Source organism: Streptomyces sp. NPDC048718 (assembly GCF_043198875.1).
Lineage (GTDB): Bacteria > Actinomycetota > Actinomycetes > Streptomycetales > Streptomycetaceae > Streptomyces.
Map to the genome: position 1 here is coordinate 125,293 of NZ_JBICVG010000005.1, position 23,984 is coordinate 149,276.

A 23,984-nucleotide genomic window follows, 5' to 3' on the forward strand; every position below is an offset into this window, starting at 1 on the left:
CGGGGGCCGCGAGGGCCGTGGTGGGTGCGGGGCATATGGCGGGCGCCGGGGAGGTGGGGGCCGCGGCTGTGTGGCGTACCCAGGCCGAGGGGGCTTCCGGTGTGTGGTGGGCACACCCGGCCGAGTCCTGGCGTACGTACCGGATGGTGGCGGGTATGTGGATCCGCTCCACCCTCACGTACCGCGTGTCCTTCGCGCTGGATCTGCTGGCCAGTCTGGTCGTGACGTTCTTCGACTTCGTCGTGATCCTGCTGATGTTCGGTCAGGTGCGGGGTCTTGGCGGGTTCTCGTTCGCCGAGGTGGCGCTGTTGTACGGGACGTCGGGGACGTCGTTCGGGCTCGCGGACCTGGTGATGGGCAGGCTGCCGAGGATGGGGCGGCGGGTGCGGGACGGTTCGTTCGACCTGTTCCTGCTGCGGCCGGTGCCGGTGCTGGCGCAGGTGGCGGCCGACCGGTTCGCGTTGCGCCGGCTCGGGCGGGTGATCCAGGGACTGATCGTCCTGGTGTGGGGGCTGCTGCTGCTCGACGGTGTGGTGTGGACGCCGGTGAAGGTGCTGCTGGTGCCGGTGATGCTGGTGAGCGGGGCGGTGATCTTCGCGGCGCTGATGGTCCTGGGGGCGTCGGTGCTGTTCTGGATGCAGGACGCGGCCGAGGTCACGAACTCCTTCACGTACGGCGGGAACACGCTGCTCGGCTACCCGCCGACGATCTTCGCCCAGGACCTGGTGCGCGGGGTGGTGTACGTGGTGCCGCTGGCGTTCGTGAACTGGCTGCCCGCGCTGTACGTCCTGGGCCGGCCGGCGCCGGCCGGGGTGCCGGGGTGGCTGGCGTTCGCGTCGCCGCTGGTGGCGGTGGGGTGTTGCGCGGTGGCCGGGTGGGCGTGGCGGGTGGGGCTGCGCGCGTACCGGTCGACGGGGAGCTGAAGGGCCACGAGTGGCGTGGGCGTGCGGGGACGTAAGCCGTAGAGGCCGAGAGCCGTACAGCCGTACAGCCGTACAGCCGTAAAGACGGAGAGACCGGGCGACCGGGAGACGAAGAGGCGGGAGGCGTCGGGCGATGGCGTTCATCGAGCTGGACGGTCTGGAGAAGGTGTTCACGACGCGCCGCCGGGCGGGGCTGCTGCGTCGGGAGAAGCGGGAGGTCAGGGCGGTCGACGGGATCTCGTTCGCGGTGGAGCGGGGCGAGATGGTCGGCTATATCGGTCCGAACGGCGCGGGGAAGTCCACCACCATCAAGATGCTGACCGGCATCCTCACCCCGTCCGGTGGCCGGCTGCGGGTGGCCGGGATCGATCCGGCGCGGGAGCGGGCGCGGCTGGCCCGCCGTATCGGGGTGGTGTTCGGTCAGCGCACCACGCTGTGGTGGGATCTGCCGCTGCGTGACTCGTACACGCTCGTCCATCGGATGTACCGGATTCCCGACGACCGTTTCCGGGCGAATCTGGCCCGCTGTGTGGAGCTGCTCGACCTGGGCGATCTGCTGGAGGTGCCGGTGCGTCAGTTGTCGCTCGGCCAGCGGATGCGCGGGGACATCGCGGCGGCGCTGCTGCATGATCCGGACGTGTTGTATCTCGACGAGCCGACGATCGGTCTGGATGTCGTGTCCAAGGCGAAGGTGCGGGGGTTCCTGCGGGATCTCAACACCACGCATGGCACGACGGTGCTGCTGACGACCCATGATCTGACCGATATCGAGCAGTTGTGTTCGCGGGTGATGGTCATTGATCACGGGCGGTTGATGTACGACGGGGATCTGACCGGACTGCACACCGCCGGCGAGGGGGAGCGGCTGCTCGTGGTCGACCTGGCGCACGAGACGGGGCCGATCGACGTGCCTGGCGCCCGGTTCGTACGGGCCGAGGGGCCGAGGCAGTGGCTCGCGTTCCCGGCCTCCGCGTCGGCGGCTCCGGTGGTGGCGGCGGTGGCCGCCGCGTACCCGCTGGCGGATCTCTCGGTGCGGGAGCCGGACATCGAGGCGGTGATCGCGAAGATGTACGAGGGAACTCGTGGTGCGGACCGGGAGTCTGTCAGGTAGGGAGGTGAAGCGATGGTCAGCTTCACGTACACGGCAGCCGACGAAGAGAAGAGCCGTGGCGTCAGACGGATGAAACGCCTGGCCACCGGGCTGCTGCTCGGTGTCGCGGCGGTGTACGCCCTGGCGACCTGGGCCCGGAACGCGGGCTGGGGCGGCTGGGCGGGCTATGTCGCGGCGGCGGCGGAGGCGGGCATGGTCGGCGCGCTCGCGGACTGGTTCGCGGTGACGGCGCTGTTCCGCCGTCCGCTCGGGCTGCCGATCCCGCACACCGCGATCATCCCGACGAAGAAGGACCAGCTCGGAGCGTCGCTCGGCGACTTCGTCGGGGAGAACTTCCTGTCGGCCGATGTCGTACGGGGCCGGCTGCGCGGCTTTGGCATCGCGCGGCGCCTCGGCGTCTGGCTGGCCGACCCGGCGCACGCGGAGCGGGTGACCGCCGAACTGGCGACGGCCCTGCGCGGGGCGCTGACGGTGCTGCGCGACTCCGACGTACAGGCGGTCGTGGGCGAGGCGATCACCCGGCGGGCGGAGGCGGCGGAGATCGGGCCCGGTCTCGGCAAGACGTTGGAGCGGGTCGTCGCCGACGGGGCGCACCACCGGGCGGTGGACCTGGTGTGCGGGCGGGGATACGACTGGCTGGTGCGGCACGGGGACTCGGTCATGGACGCGGTCCAGGGCGGTGCGCCGGGCTGGACGCCGCGGTTCGTGGACCGCAGGATCGGCGAGCGCGTGTACAAGGAGCTGCTGCGCTTCGTGACGGAGATGCGGGACATGCCGGATCATCCGGCGCGTGGTGCGATCGACCGGTTCCTGCGGGACTTCGCCGCCGATCTGCAGTCGGACACGGAGACGCGGGCGCGGGTGGAGCGGCTGAAGTCGGAGCTTCTCGCCCGGCCGGAGGTGCAGGACATCATCGCGTCCGCCTGGTCGTCCGTGCGGACGCTGATACTGGCGGCGGCCGACGACGACCAGAGCCAGCTGCGGCGCCGGGCCCGTGCCTCGCTGATCTCGCTCGGGAACCGCCTGGCCGGCGACACCCGGCTGCAGGCGAAGGTGGAGCGGTGGGTGGAGGACGCGGCGGCGTATGTGGTGACGACCTATCGGTCCGAGATCACCTCGCTGATCACGGACACGGTCGCGAGCTGGGACGCCACCCAGACCTCGAAGAAGATCGAGGCCAACATCGGCCGCGATCTGCAGTTCATCCGGATCAACGGCACGGTGGTGGGTGCCCTGGCGGGTCTGATGATCTACACGGTCAGCCACGCGCTGGGCGCCTGACCGTGTGGGCTCGGCGGCTGCCTGGAGGACGGGGTCACAGGCGGGCGTCGAGATACTCCCGTACCGGCGCGAACAGCTCGTCGTAGGGCACGTACCGCCGGATCTCGTCCCGCCCGGCCCAGACGATGCCGGCGGCGGGGTCCTCGGCGGGCTTGCCGGAGGGCACGCAGGCGACGTACGTCATCGGGGCGCCCGTGTGCGGATGCGTCCGCGCACCGAGCAGCCCCGTGGCGGTGACGGCGATCCCGGCCCCGGCCAGGGTCGCGCGGACGGCCGCGTCCTCGACAGCCTCGCCGGTCTCGATCCCGCCGACGGGGAACGGCCCGACGGGGAACTGCCAGAACGGCTCCCCGCCGGCCATCTGCCCGCGCACGAGGAGCGCGCGGTGCTCATGGACGACGACGGCGACGGCGATCCCCTGCTGTGTCATGCCCGGATCGTACGGAAACGGATGATCCGGGCGGTCGAGGCGGGGCCGTCAGCCGGCCGTCAGCCGGCCTTGCGGGCCACGGCGTACGAGGCCCCGGCCATCGCCCCGGCCACCGAGAACACCGCGGGCCAGGCCCCGATCTTCTTCGCGAGCGGATGCGACCCGGCGAACGCGGCCACGTACCCGGCTCCGAGCCCGGCGGCGCCCTTCACCCCGGCGACCCGGTACCACTCCCGCCCGGCCACCCCACCGGCCACGGCCAGCACCACCCCACCGAGCGGCCGCTTCTTCGTCCACCGCGCGACGGCATAACCGCCGACGAGCCCGGCGGCGGCGATGGCGGGGGAGAGGGTACGGGTGCTGGGCATGGTGGTGAGCCTTCCTCACGGCGGTGGTCTGACCCTTTGAGCCTAACGAGGGGGCGGGAGCGGGCGGGGGTCGCGGTGGGCTTCGGGTCAGGAGAGCAGCGCGGCGTCGAGGTAGTCCTGTACCGGCTCGAACACTCCGTACGGCACGTACTCCCGGATTTCGTCATGGGTGACCCACGCCAGCTCAGCCAGCTCCTCGGTGTCCGCGACGTGGGCCGTTCCACCCAGTACCTCGCACGCGGTGTACGACATCAACCGGCCCGTCTTCGGGTGGACGCGCTCGCCGAGCAGCTTCACGGCCGCCACGGTCAGCCCGGTCTCCTCCTGGGTCTCCCGCACGGCGGCGTCCTCGCGGGACTCGCCGGGCTCGACCTCTCCGGCCGGGAACTGCCAGGAGAGCTGTCCCTCGCTGACCCGGCGGCGGACCATGAGTACGCGCCCCTCGTTCACGACGATGGCGGCGGCGATGCCCGGGCGCTCGTCTACCTTCTGCCGTGTCACGTCAGACCGTGCTTGAGCCAGAGAACAGCAGCGTGGGTTCGGCGAGGATGTCGCGGCCCATCTCGCTCTTGTAGATCTCGTCGACACTGCCGAAGCGCGCCTCGCTGTAGTTGAGGCCGAGCATGCTCGCGGCCCGGCGGACGGACGCTTCGTCGGGGCCTTCGATCTCGATGAAGGTGGGGAGATCGGGCCAGGTGTCGAAGTCGAAGGCGATCTCGCCCAGACGCCACTCCTCCCGGTAGTTCTCCTGGTAGCGGACTTCGGCGAGCCCGAGATGGCGGAGGATATCGGCCATGGCGTGGAGGTCGCCGATCTCGGTCTCGATCTCGGTGGTGCCGTTGATCGTGGTCGCGTCGGTGACCTGTTTGAGGGTGAGGGTCGATCGGGGGCCTTCGTTGCGCAGCCGGAGCCAGGCGCCGCTGTCGAGGGCGTCATTCTCGAAGATCTTGCGAGTGAGAAGGGTGCGCGGGAGGGCTTGCGTGGCGCCCAGGGCGATGAGCTTGTCCTTGAGGGCCGGCACGTCGATGTTCAGGAATGTGGCTTCGTACTCGTGCTTCATATCCGTCTCCTTGCCAGGTTCGGTGAGGCCTTGGCGCGGGTTGCGATGAGCAGGCCCAGGTGGGCCCGTGTGGTCCGGCTGTCCGATGCGGAAGCGCGCGGTGAACTGCTCGATGTCTAGCGAGAGTTGAAAGCCCGACTATCGATGAAATAGCGGGAATGGGCTTCGGATGAGGTGTCGTGGGCCTCTGCTGTCGGTGCTACTCGCCGGGCATCGTGAACGCCGCACTGGATGCCCATTCTCTGCGAACGATGGCTTTGAGATGAATGAAGTGCCGGGCACACGAGGGCTGTTGGCACTGTAGTGCCAGAGGTGACTCGTCCCGACCTCGTCAGGTCACCAGGGGAAGGGCCTTCGTGAGGAAGTTGCCTCCAGCTTCCCTGTACCTGGCCGCGAAGTTCCCCGGTAGTGAGCCGCTGAAGAGGTCGGGAGCCCTGGGGCGGCTGTCACTCGGAAGACTGACCTCGCCCCTCATCGGGGCGAGGCTGTCCGGCGGCGGCAGTAGCGGCGAGCGGGTGGCGATGAAGCGTATCCGTCGTAGCTCGTGCCGACCGTAGGGATGGTGGCGTCAGGAGGCATCCGATCCTTCGCGACGGCGAGGAAGTACGGGGAGAACGTGGGGCTGTGTCCCCAGAGGCTTCGTGTCCACGCCGTGCCTCCCTGCCGGCTCGGCGGTGAGGATCTCCTGGACCACTTGCTCCGGCGTGCGGCCTGTGCTGTCGATCTGCCGCATGGGGAACTGCGCGTACGCGGCTGCGATCCGGGGCGCGAGTGTCTCACTCAGGACATCCCAGCGCGACGTTGGCTTGGCGCGCCGGGCGAGGCGTCGCCCTCGTTCCTTCTCCGCGCAGCACAGGTAGTAGGTGACGGGCTGTGGCAGGTCGGGCGGTAGCGCGATGCGCAGTCGCGCCCCGAAGGCGTCGTGGTTTGTGATGCAGCGGGCGAAGTAGCTCTCGACGACAACCGGGGTGCCTGCGGCGAGGTGGCGCCGGATCTCCTCGGCGGCCGTGAAGAGAGCGGATAGGTAGAAGCACAGGCGCGCCTCGACGTTCTCCCCCTGATCCACCTGCTGCCGCAAGGGCTGATGCGAGGGCGGCACCGTGGGGACCAGCACGGCTCCCCTGGCTGCTGCCAGCATGGGCGCGACGGTCGATTTCCCGCTGCCCCGTAAGCCTTCAAGCGCTTCGAAGACTGGGCTGTCAGACATGGTTATAGATCACCCCTGGCACAGCCAGGGTGAGTTCGTCCGTCGCGGTGGGTTGGTGGATGATGCGGCCCGATTCCTTCTCGTACCAGAAGGCGTGCGAGTCGTTGCCGACGGCCTTGCAGGACATGCTGAGCGCGCCACGCGGGTCGGCTTCGATCCGTTCGATCACCCGTGGGCTGTCGGAGGGAGCGCAGATTTTCGGAGCCCCTCCTTCGGAGAGGTCTTCGTCGAGGACGACTTCGATGGACAGGTTGGCTGCCCGTAGCGCATCGCGAAGGCGGGAGTACGCGGTCGTGTCGCTGACCAGAAGCTCTGGGTGACGAGCAGCGTTGCCGACAGAGCGCAGACAATGGAGTTTGAGCTGGCGGGCACCGAAGCGTTCCATGATCCGTGCCAGCGGAAGCACCTCGTCGATGTTCCGCGATGTCACGGTCATGGTCGCCGCCGTTCTGACGCCGAGTTCCCGAGCGAGATTCGGCGTGCTCAGCGCGGCTTGGTAGCTGCCCTGCCTGCGCATGCCATCGTTGGTGCCGGAGAGCCCTTCCAGGGATACCCGGAGCAGATCGAGGTGGGGGGCGAGTTCGGTGAGGCGCCGCTCGACGCGGTATCCATTGGTGCAGATCTCGACCCGCATGCCAAGCTCTTGCCGGGTGTACTGGACGACCTCGGCGAGCTCCTTGTAGAGGAAGGGCTCGCCTCCGAGCAGGGTCACGGCCTCGGTGCCGTACTCCTCGCGCATGAGGCGGATGAGACCCACTGCTTCCTCACCGCTGAATGAGTCGGCGTGCTTCAGCCGTTCGCCGTGAAAGCAGTGGAGGCAAGAGAAGTTGCAGCGGTAGAGCAGTTGCAGATACAGCATCCGGATCTTTTGGATTCCAGTGACGTCACGGATCAAGCCGACCTCCGGGGCAGCGAACTGTCAGAGACGGGTCGATCCTGTCCGGGCGGGATGGGACGGCATCACCGCGTAAGCGGACGGCCCAAGGACGTCCTGGGACGTTTTAGCGCCTTGCGATGCTCCCCAGGAGATCGGCAGGACAGGTGCCGGGCCGGCTGCGGCCAGTTCCTCCTGGCTGCGAATGCCTGTGGCGATCGCGATGATCTGCGCCCCCGTGGGGAGGGTGGCTTCGGCATCCCGAGGGTGTCCCGATGAGTACGAGCGGGACATCCCGATCCGTCCCGTAGCTGCGCCGGATCCGCTCTGCCGCGGTCACCAGATTGGTGCGTTGCGCGCCGCGAGCCGTCCGAACGCCCTCCGCGCGCTTGTCACGGGCCTTGCGGCTGAGCTTGTATGACCTCCGTGAACGAGCGACTTCACTCTGTACTCGCCCAGCGTGACGTGTCCCCCGAAGCGCTCGCTGAAGTCTGTGATGTGGATCCCAAGACTGTGGGCCGATGGCTTGGCGGACGCATTCCCCATCCACGGCACCGCTTTCGGGTCGCGAGGCATCTGCGTGTCGAGGAGACATTCCTGTGGCCCGCGCCGCTGTCGCGTAGCGGTCGAACCGGCGGCGGTGCGGGCAGCGGCGAGATTGTGGGCGCGTACCAGAACCGGGCGTGCGTCCCCCGCGACACCTGGCTTGCCCTCCTCCAAGGCGCTCAGAGGCAGATCGATGTCCTCGTCTTCTCGGGCACCTTCTTCGCCCAGTCCAATCCGCACGTAGCCAAGATGCTGGCGGAGCGTGCGGCCGCAGGCGTCCGTGTACGTCTCTGCTTTGGCGACCCCGGCGGTCGCGCTGCCGAACTCAGGGGTCGCGAGGAAGGGATTGGTGACACCCTTCCGGCCAAGATCTGTGCCTCCTTCACCTACTACCGGCCACTCCTGCCCATCGCTGGGTGCGCTGTGCGACTTCATGACACCACGCTCTACAACTCCCTCTTCCGGTACGACGATGACCTGTTGGTCAATCCGCACGTCTGGGGACAGCCCGCGAGCGCCAACCCCCTGCTTCATCTGCGACGAGTCGATGCCACCGGCTGGTTCGACCATTACGCTCAGAGTTTCGACGCAGTCTGGGCTGGGGCACGGCCCTGGACGCCCGATCAGGAGGAGACAGCCACACATGGGCAGGACTGAGTACTACAACGACCCTGACGCCCCCAAGGCCAACACCCTCATCCCGGCGAGCAACCTGCTGGTCGTCGACGAAAGCGGTGCCATTCTGTTCCAGCGTCGTCGTGACACTGGTCAGTGGGCGCTGCCGGGCGGGGCGCAGGATATCGGTGAGACAGCGGCCGAGTGCGCGGTCCGGGAATGCCTGGAGGAGACGGGGATCGTCGCCGAGATTACGGGCTTCCTCGGCGTCTATACCAACCCGCGCCACATCGTCGCGTACACGGATGGTGAGATCCGCCAGCAGTACGAGAACACCTACATCGGCCGCCCCGTCGGTGGCGAGCCCACGATCAATGACGAGGCCGACGGGGTCCGTTTCATCCAGCCGGCCGACCTTGACCACTACGACATCCACGCGAGTATGCGCCAGCAGATCGGCGACTACCTCGCTGGCACCTACCCCTACCTCGGCTGAGCCGCCAGGGCGGCCTCGATCCGCGCCACGGCAGCGGACACGTGTGGGGCCGCTCGCCGGATGAACCGCCCGACCGGCCCGGTCTCCTCATAACGGTTGATGATCTCAGCAACACGGTCATTCGCGGTCATCCGCTCGCCTTCCGGCGAGGTCGTCATGTCGCAGTACACGAGAGCGTCGACGAGCCAGGGCTCGCCGAGCAAAGGAAACTCTTCCTCCAGGACGTTGCGGATCCCACGCTCCTCCGCTTCCAAGAGTGCGAACGAGTGGTTCGCCACGAGCCGCACCAGTCGTTCGTCCGCCCCATGCTCGTCCCGGAGGAATCGAGCGCCGTCCAGCGGGTGGAACCCGGTGAGGGCAAGCCGCGGCGCATACCCGATGTCGTGCAATGTGGCGGCAGCGACAAGTAGTTCAGCGTCCGCGCCAAGGATGTGCTGAAGTTCGGTAGCCCGGTTGGCCACCCCCAATGTGTGCGCCCATCGCCTCGGCAAGGTGCCGCTGAGTTCAGACTCTGCGAGTCGAGACGCCCATGACACAAGTTGAGGATCCACCTTCTGTACGACTCTCCTCGGACGAAGACGGGCGGAATGATCTCGTTAACGGCGTCGACGCATCTTCGCGTCAGGCTCGCCGGGCACGCTCAGTACTGCCGGGAAGCACGACTATGCGGCGAGTCGGTTGGCGGCCACGCCGTCGATGAAGGCTTTCCAGCTTTCCGCCGCTACGACGAGGCCGGGCAGGCTCGGACGCTTCGAGTCCCGTACCAAGGTCGTCGTGGGTGTGTGGGCGCACTCCACGCACTCTCCTCCCGACCCGTTGCTGTAGGAAGACGTGAACCAGTGGGGGGCTGTCGGTATGGGGTCACTCATGTCGCATATTCCTTCAGTAGAGACCTGATGAGCGTGGCCGAGTGGTGCGGGCTCGCCGCCGCGGCGCGCAGGTTGTCGAAGGCTCGGGTGTAGGCGCGAACCTCTTCCGTCCCCTCAAGGTAGATGGCGTCGGTGATGCCGTCTCGGTACACGATGTCCGGGTCTTCGGGGTCGGGGAAGCCCAGCATGGTGAACGTGCCGGTGGCGGGGTAGCGGCCCGCGTCGAAGGTGAGTACTTGCAGCGTGACGCTGGGGAGTTCGGCCATCTCCAGCATCTTCTCCAGCTGTTCCCGCATCACGGCTCGATCGCCGATGACGGATCGCAAGGCCCCCTCGTGCACCACGAACCAGGCGTCGAGTCCATGGGCGGCTTGGAGCTTGGCTTGGCGTTCCATCCGGACCCGTACCGCGCGGTCGATGGCCTCCTCGGACATCTGGTTGGTCGCGCGGTGAAGTTCGGCGGCGTACGAGGGAGTCTGCATGAGCCCCGGGATGAACTCGCCCTGGTACTGGCGGAATGTGGATGCGTCTTCTTCCAGGCCGATGTAGATCGAGAACCAGTCGGGAACGCCGTCGCCGTGGGCTTGCCACCAACCCTTGGTCTTCGCCTGCCTCGCGAGCGACTTGAGGAACTCGCGTAGCTCGTCGTCTACCCCGTAGAAGCGGCAGAGCGCTTCGATGTCCGACGGCTGGATTCTGCCCGTCCCGGTCTCCATGCGGTTGACCTTGGAGCCGCTCCAGTCGAGGGCGCTGCCGACGTGCGCGCAGGTGAAGCCGCTCTTCTCGCGGAGCTTCTTCAGTTCGATCGATAGCCGCCGACGGCGGGCGGTGGGTGAGCCGGCCATCCCAGTCCCTTCTTTCTCACGGGTGTTCAGTCTCTACGTACTCGTCAGGGCTGCCAATCACTCGATGGTGGGAATCCCTCCGTGCACATTGCATAACGGGATGTGCGACGCAATGCTAGTGAGTCGTCACGATCTGTCATCGAGGTGAGAGGTGTGGAGGACGGCATGAATGAGGACGGGTGCATGATCAGGCGGCCGTGGGAGCTTCCGTTCGTGGCCGAGGCGGAGGAGGTAGCCGGGCTGCGGCGGATCGTGAAGCTGCACCTCAAGGCCTGGGGTCTGCCGCGACAGATGGGAACAGCTCAGCTCTGCGTGAGCGAACTCGTCTCGAACGTGATCCGACATGTGGGCCCGGGGACACCCACGTCCCTCCGGTTGTCGATGAACGGCACGTACCTGCGCATCGAGGTGCGCGACCCCGACAGCCAGAACCTGCCGACGCTCATGGCCGCCACCCCTGATGCCGAGTCGGGGAGAGGGCTGGCGCTCGTGGACGCCATGGCCGACCGGTGGGGCGTCCTGCTGGGAGCGGACCGCAAGGTGACCTGGTGCGAGATCGCTACCGATCTCCGCACCCCCAACGGTCACACCGGAGGCACGCGCGTCACGCGAGCCGAGGCCATGATCTCCCTCTACGGAGCTGTCGCCTCCCCGCGTGCGGTCGGCGCGAGTCGTTTGGCCATCGCCGTGGCCAAGGACGCGGCCATCGACGTGATCGTCGACCTCCTGCATTGGATGGACGCTCACGGCTACGACCCCGACGATGTGCTGGACATGGCGACGGCGCGATTCGAATCCGGCCTCTGAGCTGCGGTGAGTTGCGCGAGGAGTGGCGAAAAGTCTGCGGTGACGTGCGGCCTCGTGATCTAGATTTCACGCATGGGGATTCAAGACATGCTCAGCGAGGTCGCCCGCACGTACGACAGGAACGCCGGTTCAGGCCGTGATGTGAAGGGACAGCAGGTCCTGCGAGCCGTCGCGGGGCGTACGGACCTCGCGCTGCCGCCGGGCTTTCGGGCGAAGGGCCACGGGGGACAGACCACGCCAGCCGCGACCCCGTGGATCGGCATCTTCGAAGAGAAGGGGCAGAGCGACCCGAAGCATGGGTTGTATCTCGCCTATATCTTCAGCGCTGACTTGAAGAACGTCTCGTTGACCCTGCAACAGGGCATCACCTGGCTGGAAGAACGGCTCGGCAAGGGCAAGGCGCGCGAACAGCACCTTCGACGTGAAGCCGCCCGACTGCGTCGGGCTCTCCAGCGGCAGGAACGACAAGGCTGGATCGACGAGCCGCGTTTTCGAGACAAGGCGGATCGCCCCAGGGCGTACGAGGCGGCCAGTGTCATCGCCAAGACCTACGACACGTCCGCTCTGCCCAGCGATGTCGCGCTGATGGAAGACCTGCTTCGGGGCATGGAGTTCCTGAGGCTCACCGAAATGGTCAATCAGATCGTGTGGGAGGGGGACAGTCCCGACAGCCCTGAGATCTCTTACGATCCGGGCGAGCACGCCGTCCCGCCGGTGGACGACCCCCTGGCCAACTTCCTGCCGAAGGACAGCGGCGACTACGAGGTGCAGATCCGTGCTCGCCAGCAGGTCAAGCGGCGGACCCATGAGGCGCTGATCAAGGACTTCGGCCTGCACGTCGCCGCGCGCGGGTACGAGCCGATCACCCGCCTTCAGCACCCCAAGGACCTGGTCTTGCGTCCTCAGGGTGCGTCGGGAGAGTCAGGGGAATGGCTGGTCGAGGCGAAGGTCGTGCGTAACGGGAACCCGACTCAGGCGGTTCGCGAGGCTCTTGGACAGCTCTTCGAGTACCAGCATTTCCTCTATCTGAAGAAGCCCGAGCCCTTCTTGGTAGGGCTCTTCTCCGAGGAGATCGGCGCCTACGCCCCGTACCTGGAGAAGCGGGGAATCGCCTCGATATGGCGAGACGGGGACGGTTGGGACGGCTCCTCCAGGGCGCAGGAGTGGGGCATGACCTCGTGACCGCCGCTTAACAACCGAGATCGCCGCCTCAGCCCCTGTCGCCCCCGTGGCAGTCCCCGTACATCGCCTTCGAGCCGCACCAGCACGGGGCCGTGCGCGGCGGGGGCCAGGGGGTGGCGAGGCCGCGGGCGGCCAGGGTGGTGGTGAACTGGGGGAGCAGGGCCGGGGTCGCCGGGGAGGTGGCTTCGGAGGCCGCGAAGGCCTCGTAGGAGGGGACCGTCGCCGGGACGATGCCCAGGTTCGGGGTGCCGGACTGGGCGAGTTCGCGCAGCGAGGCCTCGATGTCCGTCAGATGGGCCCGGTACGTGGGGTACTCGGCCTCCAGTTCCGGGTACGCGGCGAGCAGTTCGTCCAGCTCCGGCTCCGGCCAGTGCAGCACCGCCACCGGGAAGGGGCGGGACAGGGCCGTGCGGTAGGAGCCCAGTTCGCTGCGCAGGCGGGCGATCTCGGCCTGGAGTTCGGCCGGGTCCGAGGAGCCGAGGGCCCACAGGCGCTTGGGGTCGTGCAGTTCGTCCAGCGGGACGGCCCCCGTGTGGAGGCGGTCCGCGAGGGTGTCGTGGTCGTCGTGCGGGAGGGCGAGGAGCCGGCGGACCCGGTGGCGGCCGGTGACCAGGGACTGGAGGGCGTACGTGATCTCCTGGGCCGGGCCCACGAGCAGGCGGGCCGCCTCCGTGAACGTCGCCTCCGCGTCCTCCAGCTCGTCGTGCGCCTCCAGGGTCTCCGCCGCGATCTCCCACGGGCCCGGCTCCGCGGGGCGGGCGGTCCGGACGCCGGTGATGATGGCGCGGGCCTCGGCCTCGTGGCCGTACTCCCAGAGGTTCGCCGCCTTCAGCGCCCTGATCAGGTACGGCGAGGCGGGGTCGGGGTCGGACAGCAGGTCGTCGTAGAGGGTCGTCGCGCGTGCGCGCTCACCCGCCAGTTCGAGGTGCGCCGCCGCGCGCAGCAGCAGTGGTTCACGGTCCTCGGGGTACTGCCCCGCGGTACGGAGCAGACGCTCGGCTTCGGTGATGTGCTCGGCAGGCGTGTCGGGGCGCATGTCGTCCACCGTACTGCTGTACGCCCCTGGAGAGTTGGCGCATGGGCGCATATCGTGCCCGCCGTGCGAGCCAGGGTGCGCGGGCGGGTGCCGGTCGTCCTCCAGGCGCGCCGGCGGCGCCCGTGCGCCGTCCGCGCGCTGCGGGCCGCTGCCGAGACCCTGATCACCTGCGGGCTCGTCGTTCTGCTCCTCGTCGTCCACCAGCTCTGGTGGACCAACCGGCAGGCCCAGGCCCGGGCCCAGGGACAAGTGCGTCACCTTGAGGAGCGATGGGGAGCCGCGCCGACGGCGGTGGCGACGGCGGTGCCGGTGCCCGTGGCGGATGGGCCTATGCCGGACCTGGGCTCGGGCGGGGACGCGGATTCGGGCGGGGGACTGGACCCGGGCTCAGGCTCGGACTCGGCTTCCGTCTCCGCCACCCCCTACGCCGTCCTGCGCATCCCCCGCCTCCACCTCGCCGCCCCCATCGCCCCCGGCACCGACAAGCACCGCGTCCTCGACCAGGGCTACGTCGGCCAGTACCCGGGCTCCGCCGCCCCCGGCCGCACCGGGAACCTCGCCCTCGCCGGCCACCGCAACACCCACGGCGAACCCTTCCGCCGGCTCGACCGGCTGCGCCCCGGCGACGATGTCACCGTGCGGACCCGGCAGGGCACGTACACCTACCGCGTCGACCGGGTCCTCGCCCGGACCTCGCCCCGCGACACCGGCGTCATCGCCCCCGTCCCCCGCTCCCTGACGCACCCCGCCGCCGGTTACGACCGCCCCGGCGCGTATCTCACCCTCACCACCTGCACGCCCGAGTTCTCGTCCGCGTACCGCCTGGTCGTCTGGGCGAAGCTAATCTCGTCCGAGTGATAAAACGCCGGCCCCACCTTCTCTGGCTGCTCGTTCCGTATGTGCTGTTCGTCGCCGCCCTCCCCTTCGTCAACCGTGGCGTCTTCCTCTTCTTCTGGCTGCTGGGCGCGACCGTCCTCACGCCCCTCTCCGTCGCCCTCGCCCACCGCGGCGACCGCCGCCGTGAGGCCGCTGCCGGGGCATATGCCGGTACTGGCACCGACTCCGCCGCCGGGAGGCGCTCGTGAGTACCGCCCTGTGGATCCTGGCCGGCTTCATGGTCCTCACCGTCGCCCTCGGCCTCCTCGCCGTGCGCCGCCAGGAACGCGGCGGCGGGCTCGCCGAGTGGTCGGTCGGCGGCCGGTCGCTCGGACCGGTGTTCATCTGGGTGCTGATGGCCGGTGAGGGCTACACCAGCTTCAGCTATCTCGGCGCCGCCGGCTGGGGCTACAACTACGGCGCGCCCGTCCTCTACGTCGTCGCCTACATGTCCTGCGGCTACGCCCTCGGCTATCTCGTCGGCCCCATGCTGTGGGGGTACGCCCGCCGCCACGGCCTCGTCTCCATCAGCGACATCGCCGCCCACCGCTACCGCCGCCCCTGGCTCGGCGCCCTCGTCGCCGTCCTCGCGACCGTCTTCCTGCTGCCGTACATCCAGCTCCAGATCACCGGCATGGGCGTGGTCGTGTCGACGATCTCGTACGGCGACATCGGCCTCGACCTCGCCTACATCCTCGCCTTCGCCGTCACCACCGCCTTCGTCGTGGTCAGCGGACTGCGCGGCAGCGCCTGGGTGTCCGTCCTCAAGGACGCGCTGGTCATCTGCACCCTCGGCTTCCTCGCCGTCTACATCCCGCTGCACTACTTCGACGGCCTCGGCGACTTCGCGCACCGCGTCGTCACCGACAAGGCGGAGTGGCTGAGCCTGCCCGGCCACTCCGGCGCGACCAGCGGCTACGGGGTGGGCTGGTTCGCCTCCACCACCGTCCTCAACTCCCTCACCGTGGTCATCTTCCCGACCACCGTCGCCGGCTACCTCGGCGCCCGCGACGCCGGGACCCTGCGCCGCAACGCCGTCTGGCTGCCCGCGTACAACGTCCTGCTGTTCATCCCCATGCTGCTCGGCATGGCCGCGCTCTTCGTCGTCCCGGGCCTGGTCGGCGCCGAGTCGAACCTGGCCTTGTTCAAGCTCGTCATCGACGCCCTGCCCGAGTGGGCGGTGGGTGTGGTCGGGGTCGCGGCGGCGCTCTCCTCGATCGTGCCGATGGCGGTGTTCATGCTGGTCATCGGCACCATGTGGGGCCGCAGCGTGCTCTCCCTCGTACCGAAGCTGAAGCGCCGGGAGAAGGGGATTTCCCAGCTCGTCGTGGTCGTCGCCGGAGCGCTCGCGCTCGTCCTGACGTACACCGCGCCCAACACCCTCGTCCGGCTGTCCCTCATCTCGTACGAGGGGATGGCGCAGTTCGTCCCCCTGCTGCTGCTCGGTCTGGTGTGGCGGCGGATGACGCTGTACGGGGCGCTCGGCGGCCTCACGGTCGGCGTCGGTATCGTCTGCGCCCTGGTCTTCACCGGGCACGACCCGCTCTGGGGAGTGAACGCCGGGCTGCTCGCGCTCGCCGCGAACCTGGCCGTCGCGATCCCCGTCAGCCTGTACGGGTCGCGGAGCGGCGCTCCCGCCGGGTCCGCGGAGCCCGTCGACCTCGCGGAACTCGACGAACCCGACCAGCCCGTCGGGCCCGACCAGCCCGTCGGGCCCGACCAGTCCGTCGGGCCCGGCGAAGCCGCCGAGCCCACCAGGTCCACCAGGTCCCCCGAGCCCACCGGGCCCGCCGCCCCGAAGGTCAGCGCCCCCGCCCCACGGCGAGGGTGAGCACCGCTCCCACCCCCGCGAGCACCGCCGAGGCGACGGCCGCCACGTCCGGGCCGGCCGTCACCAGGGCCAGCATGACGGCGACGCCGGCCGAGGAGCCGATGTAGCGGGCGGTGTTGTTGGCCCCGGAGCCCATCGCCGCCCGCTCCCTCGGTACGGAGTCCACGGCGAGGCGCGGCAGCGCGGCGTTCAGCAGCCCGCTGCCCGTGCCCGCCACGATCAGGCCCGGCAGCAGCCGCGGCACCGAACCGCTGTCCAGGGACCCGAGGAAGGCGAGCACGCCCGCCGCCGACAGCACGAAGCCGACGGCCAGTTGGTACGGAGCGGACAGCCGGCCCGCCAGTCGGCGGGTCTGCAACGCCACCACGAACGACGTGCCCGACCAGGCCAGGAACAGCCACGCGCCGGTGAGCGGCGAGACACCGCCCTCGCGCTGGAGCAGCGAGGGCAGCACGCTGAAGAAGCCGATCACCGCGAGGCCGGTGAACAGCGCCCCGACCACGGACGCCCGGAACGACGGGTGCCGCAGCAGTGTCAGATCGATCATGGGCGTCCGGCTGCGCCGCTCGACGACCGCGAACACCGTCGTCAGGGCCACCGCCGCGAGCAGCAGCAGTCCCACGCTCGGGCGCAGCCAGCCGCCCCGGCCCAGGGTGAGCGCGGTGAGCAGGGCCGCCAGGGCGAGACCGAGGGTGAGCGCGCCCGCGATGTCCGGGCGGCCGTCGCGCGGGGCGCGGGACTCGGCGAGGGTACGGGTGCCGAGTGCGGCCATCACGAGGAGGCCGACGGCGATCACCTCGTACGTCAGCCGCCAGTCGGCCGTGCTCAGGCCGCCCGCGAGCAGCGGGCCGAGCGCGATGCCCGCGCTGACGAACGCACCCCACACCCCGGTCGCCCGGATCCGGTCCGCCCCCGCCGGATAGGCATGGGCGAGCAGGCCGAGGCTGGCGGCGAGGACGGCGGCGCTCGCCGCGCCCTGCGCCACGCGCGCGAGGGTGAAGGCGAGGGTGGAGGAGGCGAAGGCGCCGAGCCCGGTGGTGATGCCCAGCGCGAGGGTGCCGAGCAGGAAGACCCGGCGCCGGCCGTGGTCGTCGGCGAGGCTGCCGGCCACCAGGAGCAGGACGGCGAGGCCGAGCGGGGTGCCGTTGAGCAGCCACGCCTGGAGGGAGGCGGGGGTGTTGAAGGCGTGGCTCATGGACGGCAGGGTGAGCATCGGGGCCGTGTAGTTCATCAGCGTGAACGCGGTGGCGGCGCTGGTGACGGCCAGGGTGGCACCGGGGCGGGGGGTGCCGGGGGTACGGGATGTGCCCGAGGTACGGGAGGGGCGCGGCCGGCCCGTCCCTCTCGCCTCGGAACCGGCGGGGGCGGCGGTGTCGTCGGTGTCGGTGTCGGTGTCGGCGGTGTCGGGCGGGCGCATGGCGGAACCTCGGCTTCCGGTAGGTTCGTTCACTGAACCTTGAGCGGGTGCTTACCGTAGCAGTCAAAGTTCAATCATTGAACTCTCAGGGGTACACTCGGTTTCATGGCTCTCGGCAAGGACTACGCGACCCAGCAGTGCTCCATCGCCCGCGCCCTCGAAGTGGTCGGCGAGCGCTGGACCCTCCTCGTGGTGCGCGACGCCTTCTACGGCATTCGCCGCTACAGCGACTTCCTCGTCCACCTCGGCGCCCCCCGCGCCGTCCTCGCCGCCCGCCTCCAGTCCCTCGTCGAGGCCGGGGTCCTCGACAAGCGGCGCTACCAGGAGTCCCCGCCGCGCGACGAGTACGTGCTCACCGAGCGCGGCCTCGCCCTGTGGCCCGTGCTGCGCTCGCTCGGCCTGTGGGGCCGCGAGACCGGGCCCGGCGAGGCCGCCGTGCCGCCCCTGCGTCTCTTCCACCACGCCGTCTGCGGCACGGAGCTGGGCTCGTACGGCGAGTGCCCGGCCTGCGGGGTCTCCGTACCGCCCGCCGACGTCGAGATGCGGCCCGGCGCCGGACTCGATCCGGACCCGGCCGATCCGGTTAGCCGCGCGCTGCTGCGGCCCCGCCGACTGCTCGTCCCGCTGGAGGGTAATCCGGTATAACGGTCGGAAGGCCTGACTGAAGACCTGACTGAAGACCCGACGAAATCTCAGTGGACGGCTGAGAGAAGCGTCGGGAAGGCGAGCGCGCGAGAGGGGGACGGCGAAATGACTCGTGGCTACCTGTTGCGCGTCCTCGCGCCGGTCTTCTTCCTCCTCGCCCTCGCCGATCTGATCGTCCCGCTCTTCACCGACGGCGCGGGCGGTGGCGTGACCCTGTCCGCCGCCTTCGCCCTGGCGGCGGCCTCCGCCGTCTGCGCGCTGCTCGGCGGGGCCCGCGCGGCCCTGCCGGTACCGCCCACCCGGGTCCGTACCGCCCTGCGCGACCGCGCCCGGCGCACCGCCTTCCTGCCGCAACGCGACCCGGACGCCCGGGGCCGCCGCCGGCCCAGGGCACCCGGCCGGGGCCTCCAGACGGCCGCGTAAAGGACCCCGGACCACTCGTACGTCAGGTACTCCGGTGCGTCGGTACGCCAGTACGGCCGGTACATCGGTACGTGGACACCCATGGATTCCGGTACGCCGTGACGCCCCCGCTCGGGGCGCGCGCCCCCGTACCTCCCGCGTACCTGCGTACCCCAGTGCCCCGTGCCCGTATCTCCCGCACCCCGTACCCCGCATCGCCTCGCCCCCCTCCGGAGTCCCGCGCGGTTCCGTCATGCCGAGATCACCGACCTCTTCCGGCACGATGAGACCCCTCGGAGGGTTCCCATGTCCCTGTTCTTCGACACCTTCGCCGATCTGATCGAGCGCTGCGCCGGCCTGCTCACCCCGTTGTTCGCCGGCGCGTCCGCGGCTGCCGCCATCGTGCTGTTCACGATGGCCGTACGGCTCGCGGTGCACCCCCTCTCCCGTGCCGCCGCCCGCGGCCAGAAGGCCCGCACCCGGCTCGCCCCGCAACTCGCCGAGCTGCGCCGCAAGCACGCCAAGAACCCCGAGCGTCTCCAGAAGGCGGTCATGGAACTGCACGCCAAGGAGAAGGTCTCGCCGTTCGCGGGCTGTCTGCCGAGCCTGCTCCAGGCACCCGCGTTCTTCCTGATGTACCACCTCTTCTCCAGCGGCCGGATGGCCGGACACGACCTGTTCGGCGCCTCGCTCACCGGCCGCGCGGCCGACGCCTTCGGGCAGGCGGGCCCGTTCGGACCGGCCGGTCTCACCTACCTCGCGCTGTTCGCGATCGTCGCCGCCACCGCCACGTACACCTTCGTGCGCACCCGGCGGCAGCAGGCCGCCGCGTCCCCGGCGGCCCCCGTCGCGGGCCCGGCCCAGCCCGGCGCCGGGGCCGTCATGGCGCTGACCCGGCACCTTCCGCTGCTGTCCTTCGCGACCCTGATCACCGTGGCCGTGGTGCCGCTCGCGGCCGCGCTCTACGTCGTCACCAGTACCGTCTGGACGGCAGTCGAAAGGGCGTTCCTGTACCAGGACATGCCCGCGGGGGCCCTGGCCGCGCCGGCCGCGTCGGCGTAGGGAGGTCCGTGCCGGTCCGGAGGTACGCGCGTGTGCCCCCGGACCGCGTACCCCCGGTCCGTCCCCGCGCGCACACCGCTGTCGCGTAAGGGTCCAGGGGCTGGGAAGGGTCTTGCCGGGCGTCCCGGTCCCGGTGGAGGATCGAGTGATCCTCCGATGGCCGCACTCCATCGGGCGGGGTGCCCGGCGGTCCGCTCCCGCGGCCCGTCCGATCAGAGGGAGAAGAGCATGAAGCTGCTGCGCGTCGGTCCGGCGGGCGCCGAACGGCCCGCCCTCCTCGACCAGGACGGGACCCTGCGCGACCTGTCCGCGCTGGTCGACGACATCGACGGCCGGCTGCTCGGTGACAGTGCCACGCTCGACCGGGTCCGCGCCGCGCTCGGCGCGGGCGTGCTGCCCGCGCTCGACGCGACCGGGCTGCGGATCGGTCCGCCGGTCGGCCGGATCGGCAAGGTCGTGTGCGTCGGTCTGAACTACCACGCCCACGCCGCCGAGACCGGCGCCGCCTCGCCCGCCGAACCCGTCCTCTTCCTCAAGGCCGCCGACACCGTCGTCGGCCCGGAGGACACCGTGCTCGTGCCGCGCGGTGCGGAGAAGACCGACTGGGAGATCGAACTCGCCGTCGTCATCGGCCGTACCGCCCGCTATCTGGAGAGCGACGAGGAGGCCCGCGCGCACATCGCCGGGTACACGATCGCCCACGATCTCTCCGAGCGCGCCTTCCAGTTCGAGCACGGCGGCACCTGGGACAAGGGCAAGAACTGCGAGACCTTCAACCCGCTCGGACCGTGGCTGGTCACCGCCGACGACGTCCCCGACCCGCAGGATCTGTCCCTGCGGCTGTGGGTCAACGGCGAACTGCGGCAGGACGGCCACACCTCCGACCAGATCTTCCCGGTGGCCCAGGTCGTCCGGTACATCAGCCACTTCATGACGCTCCACCCCGGAGACGTCGTCAGCACCGGCACGCCGGCGGGCGTCGCCCTCGGACAGCCGGAGCCCAAGCCGTATCTGCGGCCCGGGGACGTCGTGGAGCTGGAGATCGAGGGGCTGGGGCGGCAGCGGCAGGAGCTGAAGAGCGCGTAACCGCTCCCTGGGAGCGAGGGACTCCGCACCATCGGCCGACTGCTCACTCTCCCGGCCGAGCCGTGCGCCCAGGGCGTTCATCCTGCCCTGGCGTTTTCCGGTATGTCCCGATTTTCCCGCGCGTCGACACCATTTCAGGGGGCCGCGTTCTGCATATTGCCGCACATGTACGCACATGCAACAGGCCGTCCTCGCCGAAGAGCGAGAACCACGGCCGCGGCGGCGACCGTGGTCGCCGCCGCGCTCTTGGGCCCTCTCGCCGCCCTGGCCTTCGCCGACCCCCTGCCCGGCGGTCTCGGCCCCTGTCTGCCGGGAAGCTGTCCCGACCCGTATCCGCCGGTCCACAACGGGCCCATCGCCGGCCGGGACGACAACATCAACGTCTTCGTCGGAGGCGACTTCCTCGTCCGCGAGGGCGCGGCCGAGGCCGAGGGCAAGGTCGTGACCCTCGGCGACTTCGACATGAACAAACGGGCCGGAGGCTCACAGGTCTACAACGTCGGTGTCGCGGGCGTCGGTTCGCGGGTCCCGCCCGACAACCGCACCGACTTCCTCACGGCCGGCGGCGATGTCACCATCGCCGCCGGTCAGCGCCTGCTCGCCGAGGAGGGCACGGTCAACGGAGTCGTCCGGTACGCGGGCGCGCTCAGCGGCACGGTCGTCCCCCGGACCGAACACGACCCGGAGGCCGCTTTCCCGTACGAGGCGCTGCGGTGGCAGCTCACCGCCGCCAGCCTCTGCTACGCCTACGAGGACGGGGCACCGCGCACCGCGACCGGCACCGCCGTGAACAACGGAAGCGAGACGGTCTTCACCGGCGACGGGCACTCCGCCCTCCAGGTCTTCAACGTCGACTTCGACATCGAGTCGCGGAGCGGCGGTTCGGAGGGGCTGGCCTTCCACGGCATTCCGGCCGGCGCGACCGTGCTCGTCAATCTCGTCGGCGGCCCGAGCCGGACCATCGACTCCTACGTCAACGGGCTCCCGGACGGGCTGCGCGAGCGGGTGCTGTGGAACTTCCCCGACGCGATGGAGGTGACCTTCGAGGGCGGCGCCCAGTTCGCGGGCAGTGTGCTCATCGGCAACCCGGCCAGCACGGCGAGGGTGACGATGCCCGGCATGGACGGGCGTTTCTATACGAGTGGTTCGCTCCTCCACACCTCCCAGCCGGGCGGGGGCGGGCAGGAGTTGCACGCGTATCCCTTCGAGGGCGACCTGCCGTCCTGTGCCGAGGAGCCGGTGCCGATCCCGACTCCGACGATGCCGACGGTGACGCCGACGGTGCCGACGCCGACTCCGACGATGCCGACGGTGACGCCGACGAGGCCGACGCCGACTCCGACGATGCCGACGGTGACGCCGACGAGGCCGACGCCCACTCCGACGATGCCCACGGTGACGCCGACGGTGACGACCCCGACCCCGACGGCGCCCACGGTGACGCCGACGAGGCCGACTCCGACTCCCACGATGCCGACCGTGACGCCGACGAGGCCGACCCCGACCCCAACGATGCCGACTGTGACCCCGACCGCCATCCCCGTGCCGTCCCCCACGTACACGCGTCCGCACCCGCACCCCCACCCAGGAGAATCGACCGGCGGATACGGCTCCGGCGGCCACGACGGCGGATACGGCTCCGGTGGCGGATACGGCAGTGGATACGGCGTACGCGCGCGCCCCGTACCGCGTGGCCACCTGCCGAACACCGGCTCCGGCTCGACGACCGGCAAGATCGTGATGGGCGCGACGGCCACCGGACTCGCCCTCGCCGGCGGGGTCCTGGTGGTGCTCACCCGGCGACGCCGCTGGGTGAGCTGATCAGACCGTCGGCGAGGCAGCGGCAGCCGTAGCCGCAGCGCCGCGTCGACCGCTTCGCCCGGAGGGCGTCACAGCGTGACCGTGACGCCCTCCCGGGCCGACTTCCGGGCCGCCTCCAGGACGTCGAGCGCGGCGGCGGCCTCGCTCGCCGGCACCGGGTTCGGGCCGGTGCCGTGCAGGGCGGCGGCGACGGCCGCGTAGAAGGCGGGGTAGTCGCCCGGCAGGGTCCGCACCGCCGTACCGCCGCCGGTGAGCGGCGACTCGCCGGAGCCGATCCGGCCCCACCGGCTCTCCGGCTCGACGCCCCATGTCCCGTCGTGGCCCGGGCCGGGACGCAGGCCCTCGCGGAGGGCGGCCTCCTGCGGGTCGAGTCCGTACGTCACGAACCCGGACTCCTGCCCGAGGACCCGGAACCTCGGCCCGAGCTGGGCGGCGGTGGCGCTCACCCACAGATGGGAACGGACGCCGCCGGCGTGGGTGAGCGCGAGGAACGTGTCGTCGTCCGCCTCGGCCCCCGGGCGGCGTACGTCGGACTCGGCGTAGACGCGGACGATCGGGCCGAAGAGGACCAGCGCCTGGTCGACGACATGGCTGCCGAGGTCGTACAGCAGCCCGCCCACCTCCGCCGGGTCGCCGGACTCGCGCCAGCCGCCCTTCGGCTGCGGACGCCAGCGTTCGAAGCGGGACTCGAAGCGCTGAACCTCGCCGAGCGCGCCGTCGGCGAGCAGCGCCCGCAGGGTGAGGAAGTCGCCGTCCCAGCGGCGGTTCTGGAAGACCGAGAGCAGCAGTCCGCGCCGGTCGGCGAGGTCACCGAGGGCGCGGGCCTCGGCGGCGGTGGCGGCGAGCGGCTTGTCGACGACGACCGGCAGACCCGCGTCCAAGGCGGCGGTGGCGAGAGGGACATGGGACTTGTTGGGGGAGGCGACCACGACCAGGTCGAGCCGGCCGGCCCGGTCCAGGAGCGCGTCGGGCGAGTCCACGACATGGACGCCGGGGTGTTCGGCACGGGCCCGGTCGGCGCGCTCGGGGTTGCCGGTGGTGACCGTGTCGAGGACGAGTTCGGGGGAGGCGGCGATGAGCGGGGCGTGGAAGACGGAACCGGCGAGTCCGTAGCCGACGAGTCCGACACGCAGCGGGGGCGCGCCGGAGGCGGACACGGGGGAGGCGGGCGAGGCGGGGGAGATCATGGTCCCC

27 protein-coding genes are annotated in these 23,984 nt (G+C 70.3%); 15 read left to right on the forward strand and 12 right to left on the reverse strand.

Annotated elements, in window-relative coordinates:
* The first annotated feature begins 143 nt into the window (after window positions 1–143).
* The 3 genes from ACGFRB_RS11140 to ACGFRB_RS11150 all read left to right on the forward strand — a co-directional run bounded on the left by ACGFRB_RS11140 (window position 144) and on the right by ACGFRB_RS11150 (window position 3,315).
* On the forward strand, window positions 144–923 hold the full coding sequence (locus ACGFRB_RS11140) for an ABC transporter permease (RefSeq protein WP_393242513.1): 780 nt from the start codon (window positions 144–146) through the stop codon (window positions 921–923).
* Window positions 924–1,056: 133 nt separating this feature from the next.
* Entirely contained in the window at window positions 1,057–2,034 is a 978-nt protein-coding gene (locus ACGFRB_RS11145) for an ATP-binding cassette domain-containing protein (RefSeq protein WP_393241781.1), read from the forward strand.
* Between the two features lie 12 nt (window positions 2,035–2,046).
* The gene (locus ACGFRB_RS11150; protein WP_393241784.1) at window positions 2,047–3,315 is read left to right on the forward strand and encodes a DUF445 domain-containing protein; all 1,269 of its coding nucleotides are present in this window, start codon (window positions 2,047–2,049) and stop codon (window positions 3,313–3,315) included.
* A 34-nt stretch (window positions 3,316–3,349) separates the two neighbouring features.
* On the opposite strand, the gene ACGFRB_RS11155 is transcribed toward ACGFRB_RS11150, so the two are convergent.
* From ACGFRB_RS11155 to ACGFRB_RS11180, 6 genes are all read right to left on the reverse strand, one after another.
* Window positions 3,350–3,745 (reverse strand): NUDIX hydrolase, encoded by a 396-nt coding sequence (locus ACGFRB_RS11155; protein WP_393241787.1) that lies wholly within the window; start codon window positions 3,743–3,745, stop codon window positions 3,350–3,352.
* A 59-nt stretch (window positions 3,746–3,804) separates the two neighbouring features.
* Window positions 3,805–4,113: a hypothetical protein gene (locus ACGFRB_RS11160; protein WP_361234455.1), complete on the reverse strand. Its 309-nt coding sequence runs from the start codon at window positions 4,111–4,113 to the stop codon at window positions 3,805–3,807.
* 87 nt (window positions 4,114–4,200) lie between these two features.
* On the reverse strand, window positions 4,201–4,614 hold the full coding sequence (locus ACGFRB_RS11165) for an NUDIX hydrolase (protein ID WP_393241790.1): 414 nt from the start codon (window positions 4,612–4,614) through the stop codon (window positions 4,201–4,203).
* 1 nt (window position 4,615) lies between these two features.
* Window positions 4,616–5,173 carry a class IV adenylate cyclase gene (locus tag ACGFRB_RS11170; protein WP_393241793.1) on the reverse strand — a complete coding sequence of 186 codons (558 nt, stop codon included), beginning with the start codon at window positions 5,171–5,173 and terminating at the stop codon, window positions 4,616–4,618.
* 568 nt (window positions 5,174–5,741) lie between these two features.
* Window positions 5,742–6,311 carry a hypothetical protein gene (locus ACGFRB_RS11175; RefSeq protein WP_393241796.1) on the reverse strand — a complete coding sequence of 190 codons (570 nt, stop codon included), beginning with the start codon at window positions 6,309–6,311 and terminating at the stop codon, window positions 5,742–5,744.
* 61 nt (window positions 6,312–6,372) lie between these two features.
* The gene (locus ACGFRB_RS11180) at window positions 6,373–7,275 is read right to left on the reverse strand and encodes a radical SAM protein (RefSeq protein WP_393241799.1); all 903 of its coding nucleotides are present in this window, start codon (window positions 7,273–7,275) and stop codon (window positions 6,373–6,375) included.
* A 405-nt stretch (window positions 7,276–7,680) separates the two neighbouring features.
* On the opposite strand from ACGFRB_RS11180, the gene ACGFRB_RS11185 reads away from it, so the two are divergent.
* A complete protein-coding gene (locus ACGFRB_RS11185; protein WP_393241802.1) occupies window positions 7,681–8,457 on the forward strand; it encodes a helix-turn-helix domain-containing protein in 777 nt (258 codons plus the stop codon).
* The gene (locus tag ACGFRB_RS11190) at window positions 8,444–8,911 is read left to right on the forward strand and encodes an NUDIX hydrolase (protein ID WP_393241805.1); all 468 of its coding nucleotides are present in this window, start codon (window positions 8,444–8,446) and stop codon (window positions 8,909–8,911) included. The genes ACGFRB_RS11185 and ACGFRB_RS11190 overlap by 14 nt, the downstream gene beginning before the upstream one ends.
* Here the strand turns inward: ACGFRB_RS11190 and ACGFRB_RS11195 are convergent.
* From ACGFRB_RS11195 to ACGFRB_RS11205, 3 genes are all read right to left on the reverse strand, one after another.
* Entirely contained in the window at window positions 8,899–9,462 is a 564-nt protein-coding gene (locus ACGFRB_RS11195; protein ID WP_393241807.1) for an HD domain-containing protein, read from the reverse strand. The genes ACGFRB_RS11190 and ACGFRB_RS11195 overlap by 13 nt on opposite strands.
* A 111-nt stretch (window positions 9,463–9,573) precedes the next feature.
* On the reverse strand, window positions 9,574–9,780 hold the full coding sequence (locus tag ACGFRB_RS11200) for a DUF397 domain-containing protein (RefSeq protein WP_393241810.1): 207 nt from the start codon (window positions 9,778–9,780) through the stop codon (window positions 9,574–9,576).
* Window positions 9,777–10,625 carry a helix-turn-helix domain-containing protein gene (locus ACGFRB_RS11205; RefSeq protein ID WP_393241813.1) on the reverse strand — a complete coding sequence of 283 codons (849 nt, stop codon included), beginning with the start codon at window positions 10,623–10,625 and terminating at the stop codon, window positions 9,777–9,779. The genes ACGFRB_RS11200 and ACGFRB_RS11205 overlap by 4 nt, the downstream gene beginning before the upstream one ends.
* A 183-nt stretch (window positions 10,626–10,808) precedes the next feature.
* Between ACGFRB_RS11205 and ACGFRB_RS11210 the strand changes: the two genes are divergently transcribed.
* Window positions 10,809–11,432 (forward strand): ATP-binding protein, encoded by a 624-nt coding sequence (locus ACGFRB_RS11210; protein WP_393241816.1) that lies wholly within the window; start codon window positions 10,809–10,811, stop codon window positions 11,430–11,432.
* A gap of 72 nt (window positions 11,433–11,504) precedes the next feature.
* Window positions 11,505–12,614 (forward strand): MrcB family domain-containing protein, encoded by a 1,110-nt coding sequence (locus ACGFRB_RS11215; protein WP_393241819.1) that lies wholly within the window; start codon window positions 11,505–11,507, stop codon window positions 12,612–12,614.
* Window positions 12,615–12,642: 28 nt separating this feature from the next.
* On the opposite strand, the gene ACGFRB_RS11220 is transcribed toward ACGFRB_RS11215, so the two are convergent.
* The gene (locus ACGFRB_RS11220) at window positions 12,643–13,650 is read right to left on the reverse strand and encodes an SEC-C metal-binding domain-containing protein (protein ID WP_393241822.1); all 1,008 of its coding nucleotides are present in this window, start codon (window positions 13,648–13,650) and stop codon (window positions 12,643–12,645) included.
* 63 nt (window positions 13,651–13,713) lie between these two features.
* On the opposite strand from ACGFRB_RS11220, the gene ACGFRB_RS11225 reads away from it, so the two are divergent.
* Genes ACGFRB_RS11225 through ACGFRB_RS11235 form a run of 3 tightly spaced genes read left to right on the forward strand, consistent with a single transcriptional unit; the run spans window position 13,714 to window position 16,357 of the window.
* A complete protein-coding gene (locus tag ACGFRB_RS11225; RefSeq protein ID WP_393241825.1) occupies window positions 13,714–14,508 on the forward strand; it encodes a class E sortase in 795 nt (264 codons plus the stop codon).
* Window positions 14,505–14,735, forward strand: a complete 231-nt coding sequence (locus ACGFRB_RS11230; protein ID WP_363000679.1) for a hypothetical protein — start codon at window positions 14,505–14,507, stop codon at window positions 14,733–14,735. Before ACGFRB_RS11225 ends, ACGFRB_RS11230 begins: the two co-directional genes overlap by 4 nt.
* Before the next feature lie 29 nt (window positions 14,736–14,764).
* Window positions 14,765–16,357 carry a sodium:solute symporter family protein gene (locus ACGFRB_RS11235; RefSeq protein WP_393242515.1) on the forward strand — a complete coding sequence of 531 codons (1,593 nt, stop codon included), beginning with the start codon at window positions 14,765–14,767 and terminating at the stop codon, window positions 16,355–16,357.
* Here the strand turns inward: ACGFRB_RS11235 and ACGFRB_RS11240 are convergent.
* On the reverse strand, window positions 16,329–17,774 hold the full coding sequence (locus ACGFRB_RS11240) for an MFS transporter (protein ID WP_393241828.1): 1,446 nt from the start codon (window positions 17,772–17,774) through the stop codon (window positions 16,329–16,331). The genes ACGFRB_RS11235 and ACGFRB_RS11240 overlap by 29 nt on opposite strands.
* Before the next feature lie 105 nt (window positions 17,775–17,879).
* Between ACGFRB_RS11240 and ACGFRB_RS11245 the strand changes: the two genes are divergently transcribed.
* The 5 genes from ACGFRB_RS11245 (at window position 17,880) to ACGFRB_RS11265 (ending at window position 22,790) form a co-directional block, all read left to right on the forward strand.
* Entirely contained in the window at window positions 17,880–18,419 is a 540-nt protein-coding gene (locus ACGFRB_RS11245; protein ID WP_393241831.1) for a winged helix-turn-helix transcriptional regulator, read from the forward strand.
* A 105-nt stretch (window positions 18,420–18,524) separates the two neighbouring features.
* The gene (locus ACGFRB_RS11250; protein ID WP_361234476.1) at window positions 18,525–18,842 is read left to right on the forward strand and encodes a DUF6412 domain-containing protein; all 318 of its coding nucleotides are present in this window, start codon (window positions 18,525–18,527) and stop codon (window positions 18,840–18,842) included.
* 285 nt (window positions 18,843–19,127) lie between these two features.
* Window positions 19,128–19,883: a YidC/Oxa1 family membrane protein insertase gene (locus tag ACGFRB_RS11255; RefSeq protein ID WP_393241834.1), complete on the forward strand. Its 756-nt coding sequence runs from the start codon at window positions 19,128–19,130 to the stop codon at window positions 19,881–19,883.
* Window positions 19,884–20,111: 228 nt separating this feature from the next.
* Window positions 20,112–20,969 (forward strand): fumarylacetoacetate hydrolase family protein, encoded by an 858-nt coding sequence (locus tag ACGFRB_RS11260; RefSeq protein WP_393241837.1) that lies wholly within the window; start codon window positions 20,112–20,114, stop codon window positions 20,967–20,969.
* 165 nt (window positions 20,970–21,134) lie between these two features.
* Complete coding sequence (locus ACGFRB_RS11265) at window positions 21,135–22,790, forward strand: choice-of-anchor A family protein (RefSeq protein ID WP_393241840.1); 1,656 nt, start codon at window positions 21,135–21,137, stop codon at window positions 22,788–22,790.
* A gap of 68 nt (window positions 22,791–22,858) precedes the next feature.
* Here ACGFRB_RS11265 and ACGFRB_RS11270 read toward each other — a convergent pair whose 3' ends face one another.
* Window positions 22,859–23,977 (reverse strand): Gfo/Idh/MocA family oxidoreductase, encoded by a 1,119-nt coding sequence (locus ACGFRB_RS11270; RefSeq protein ID WP_393241843.1) that lies wholly within the window; start codon window positions 23,975–23,977, stop codon window positions 22,859–22,861.
* Window positions 23,978–23,984: the final 7 nt, after the last annotated feature.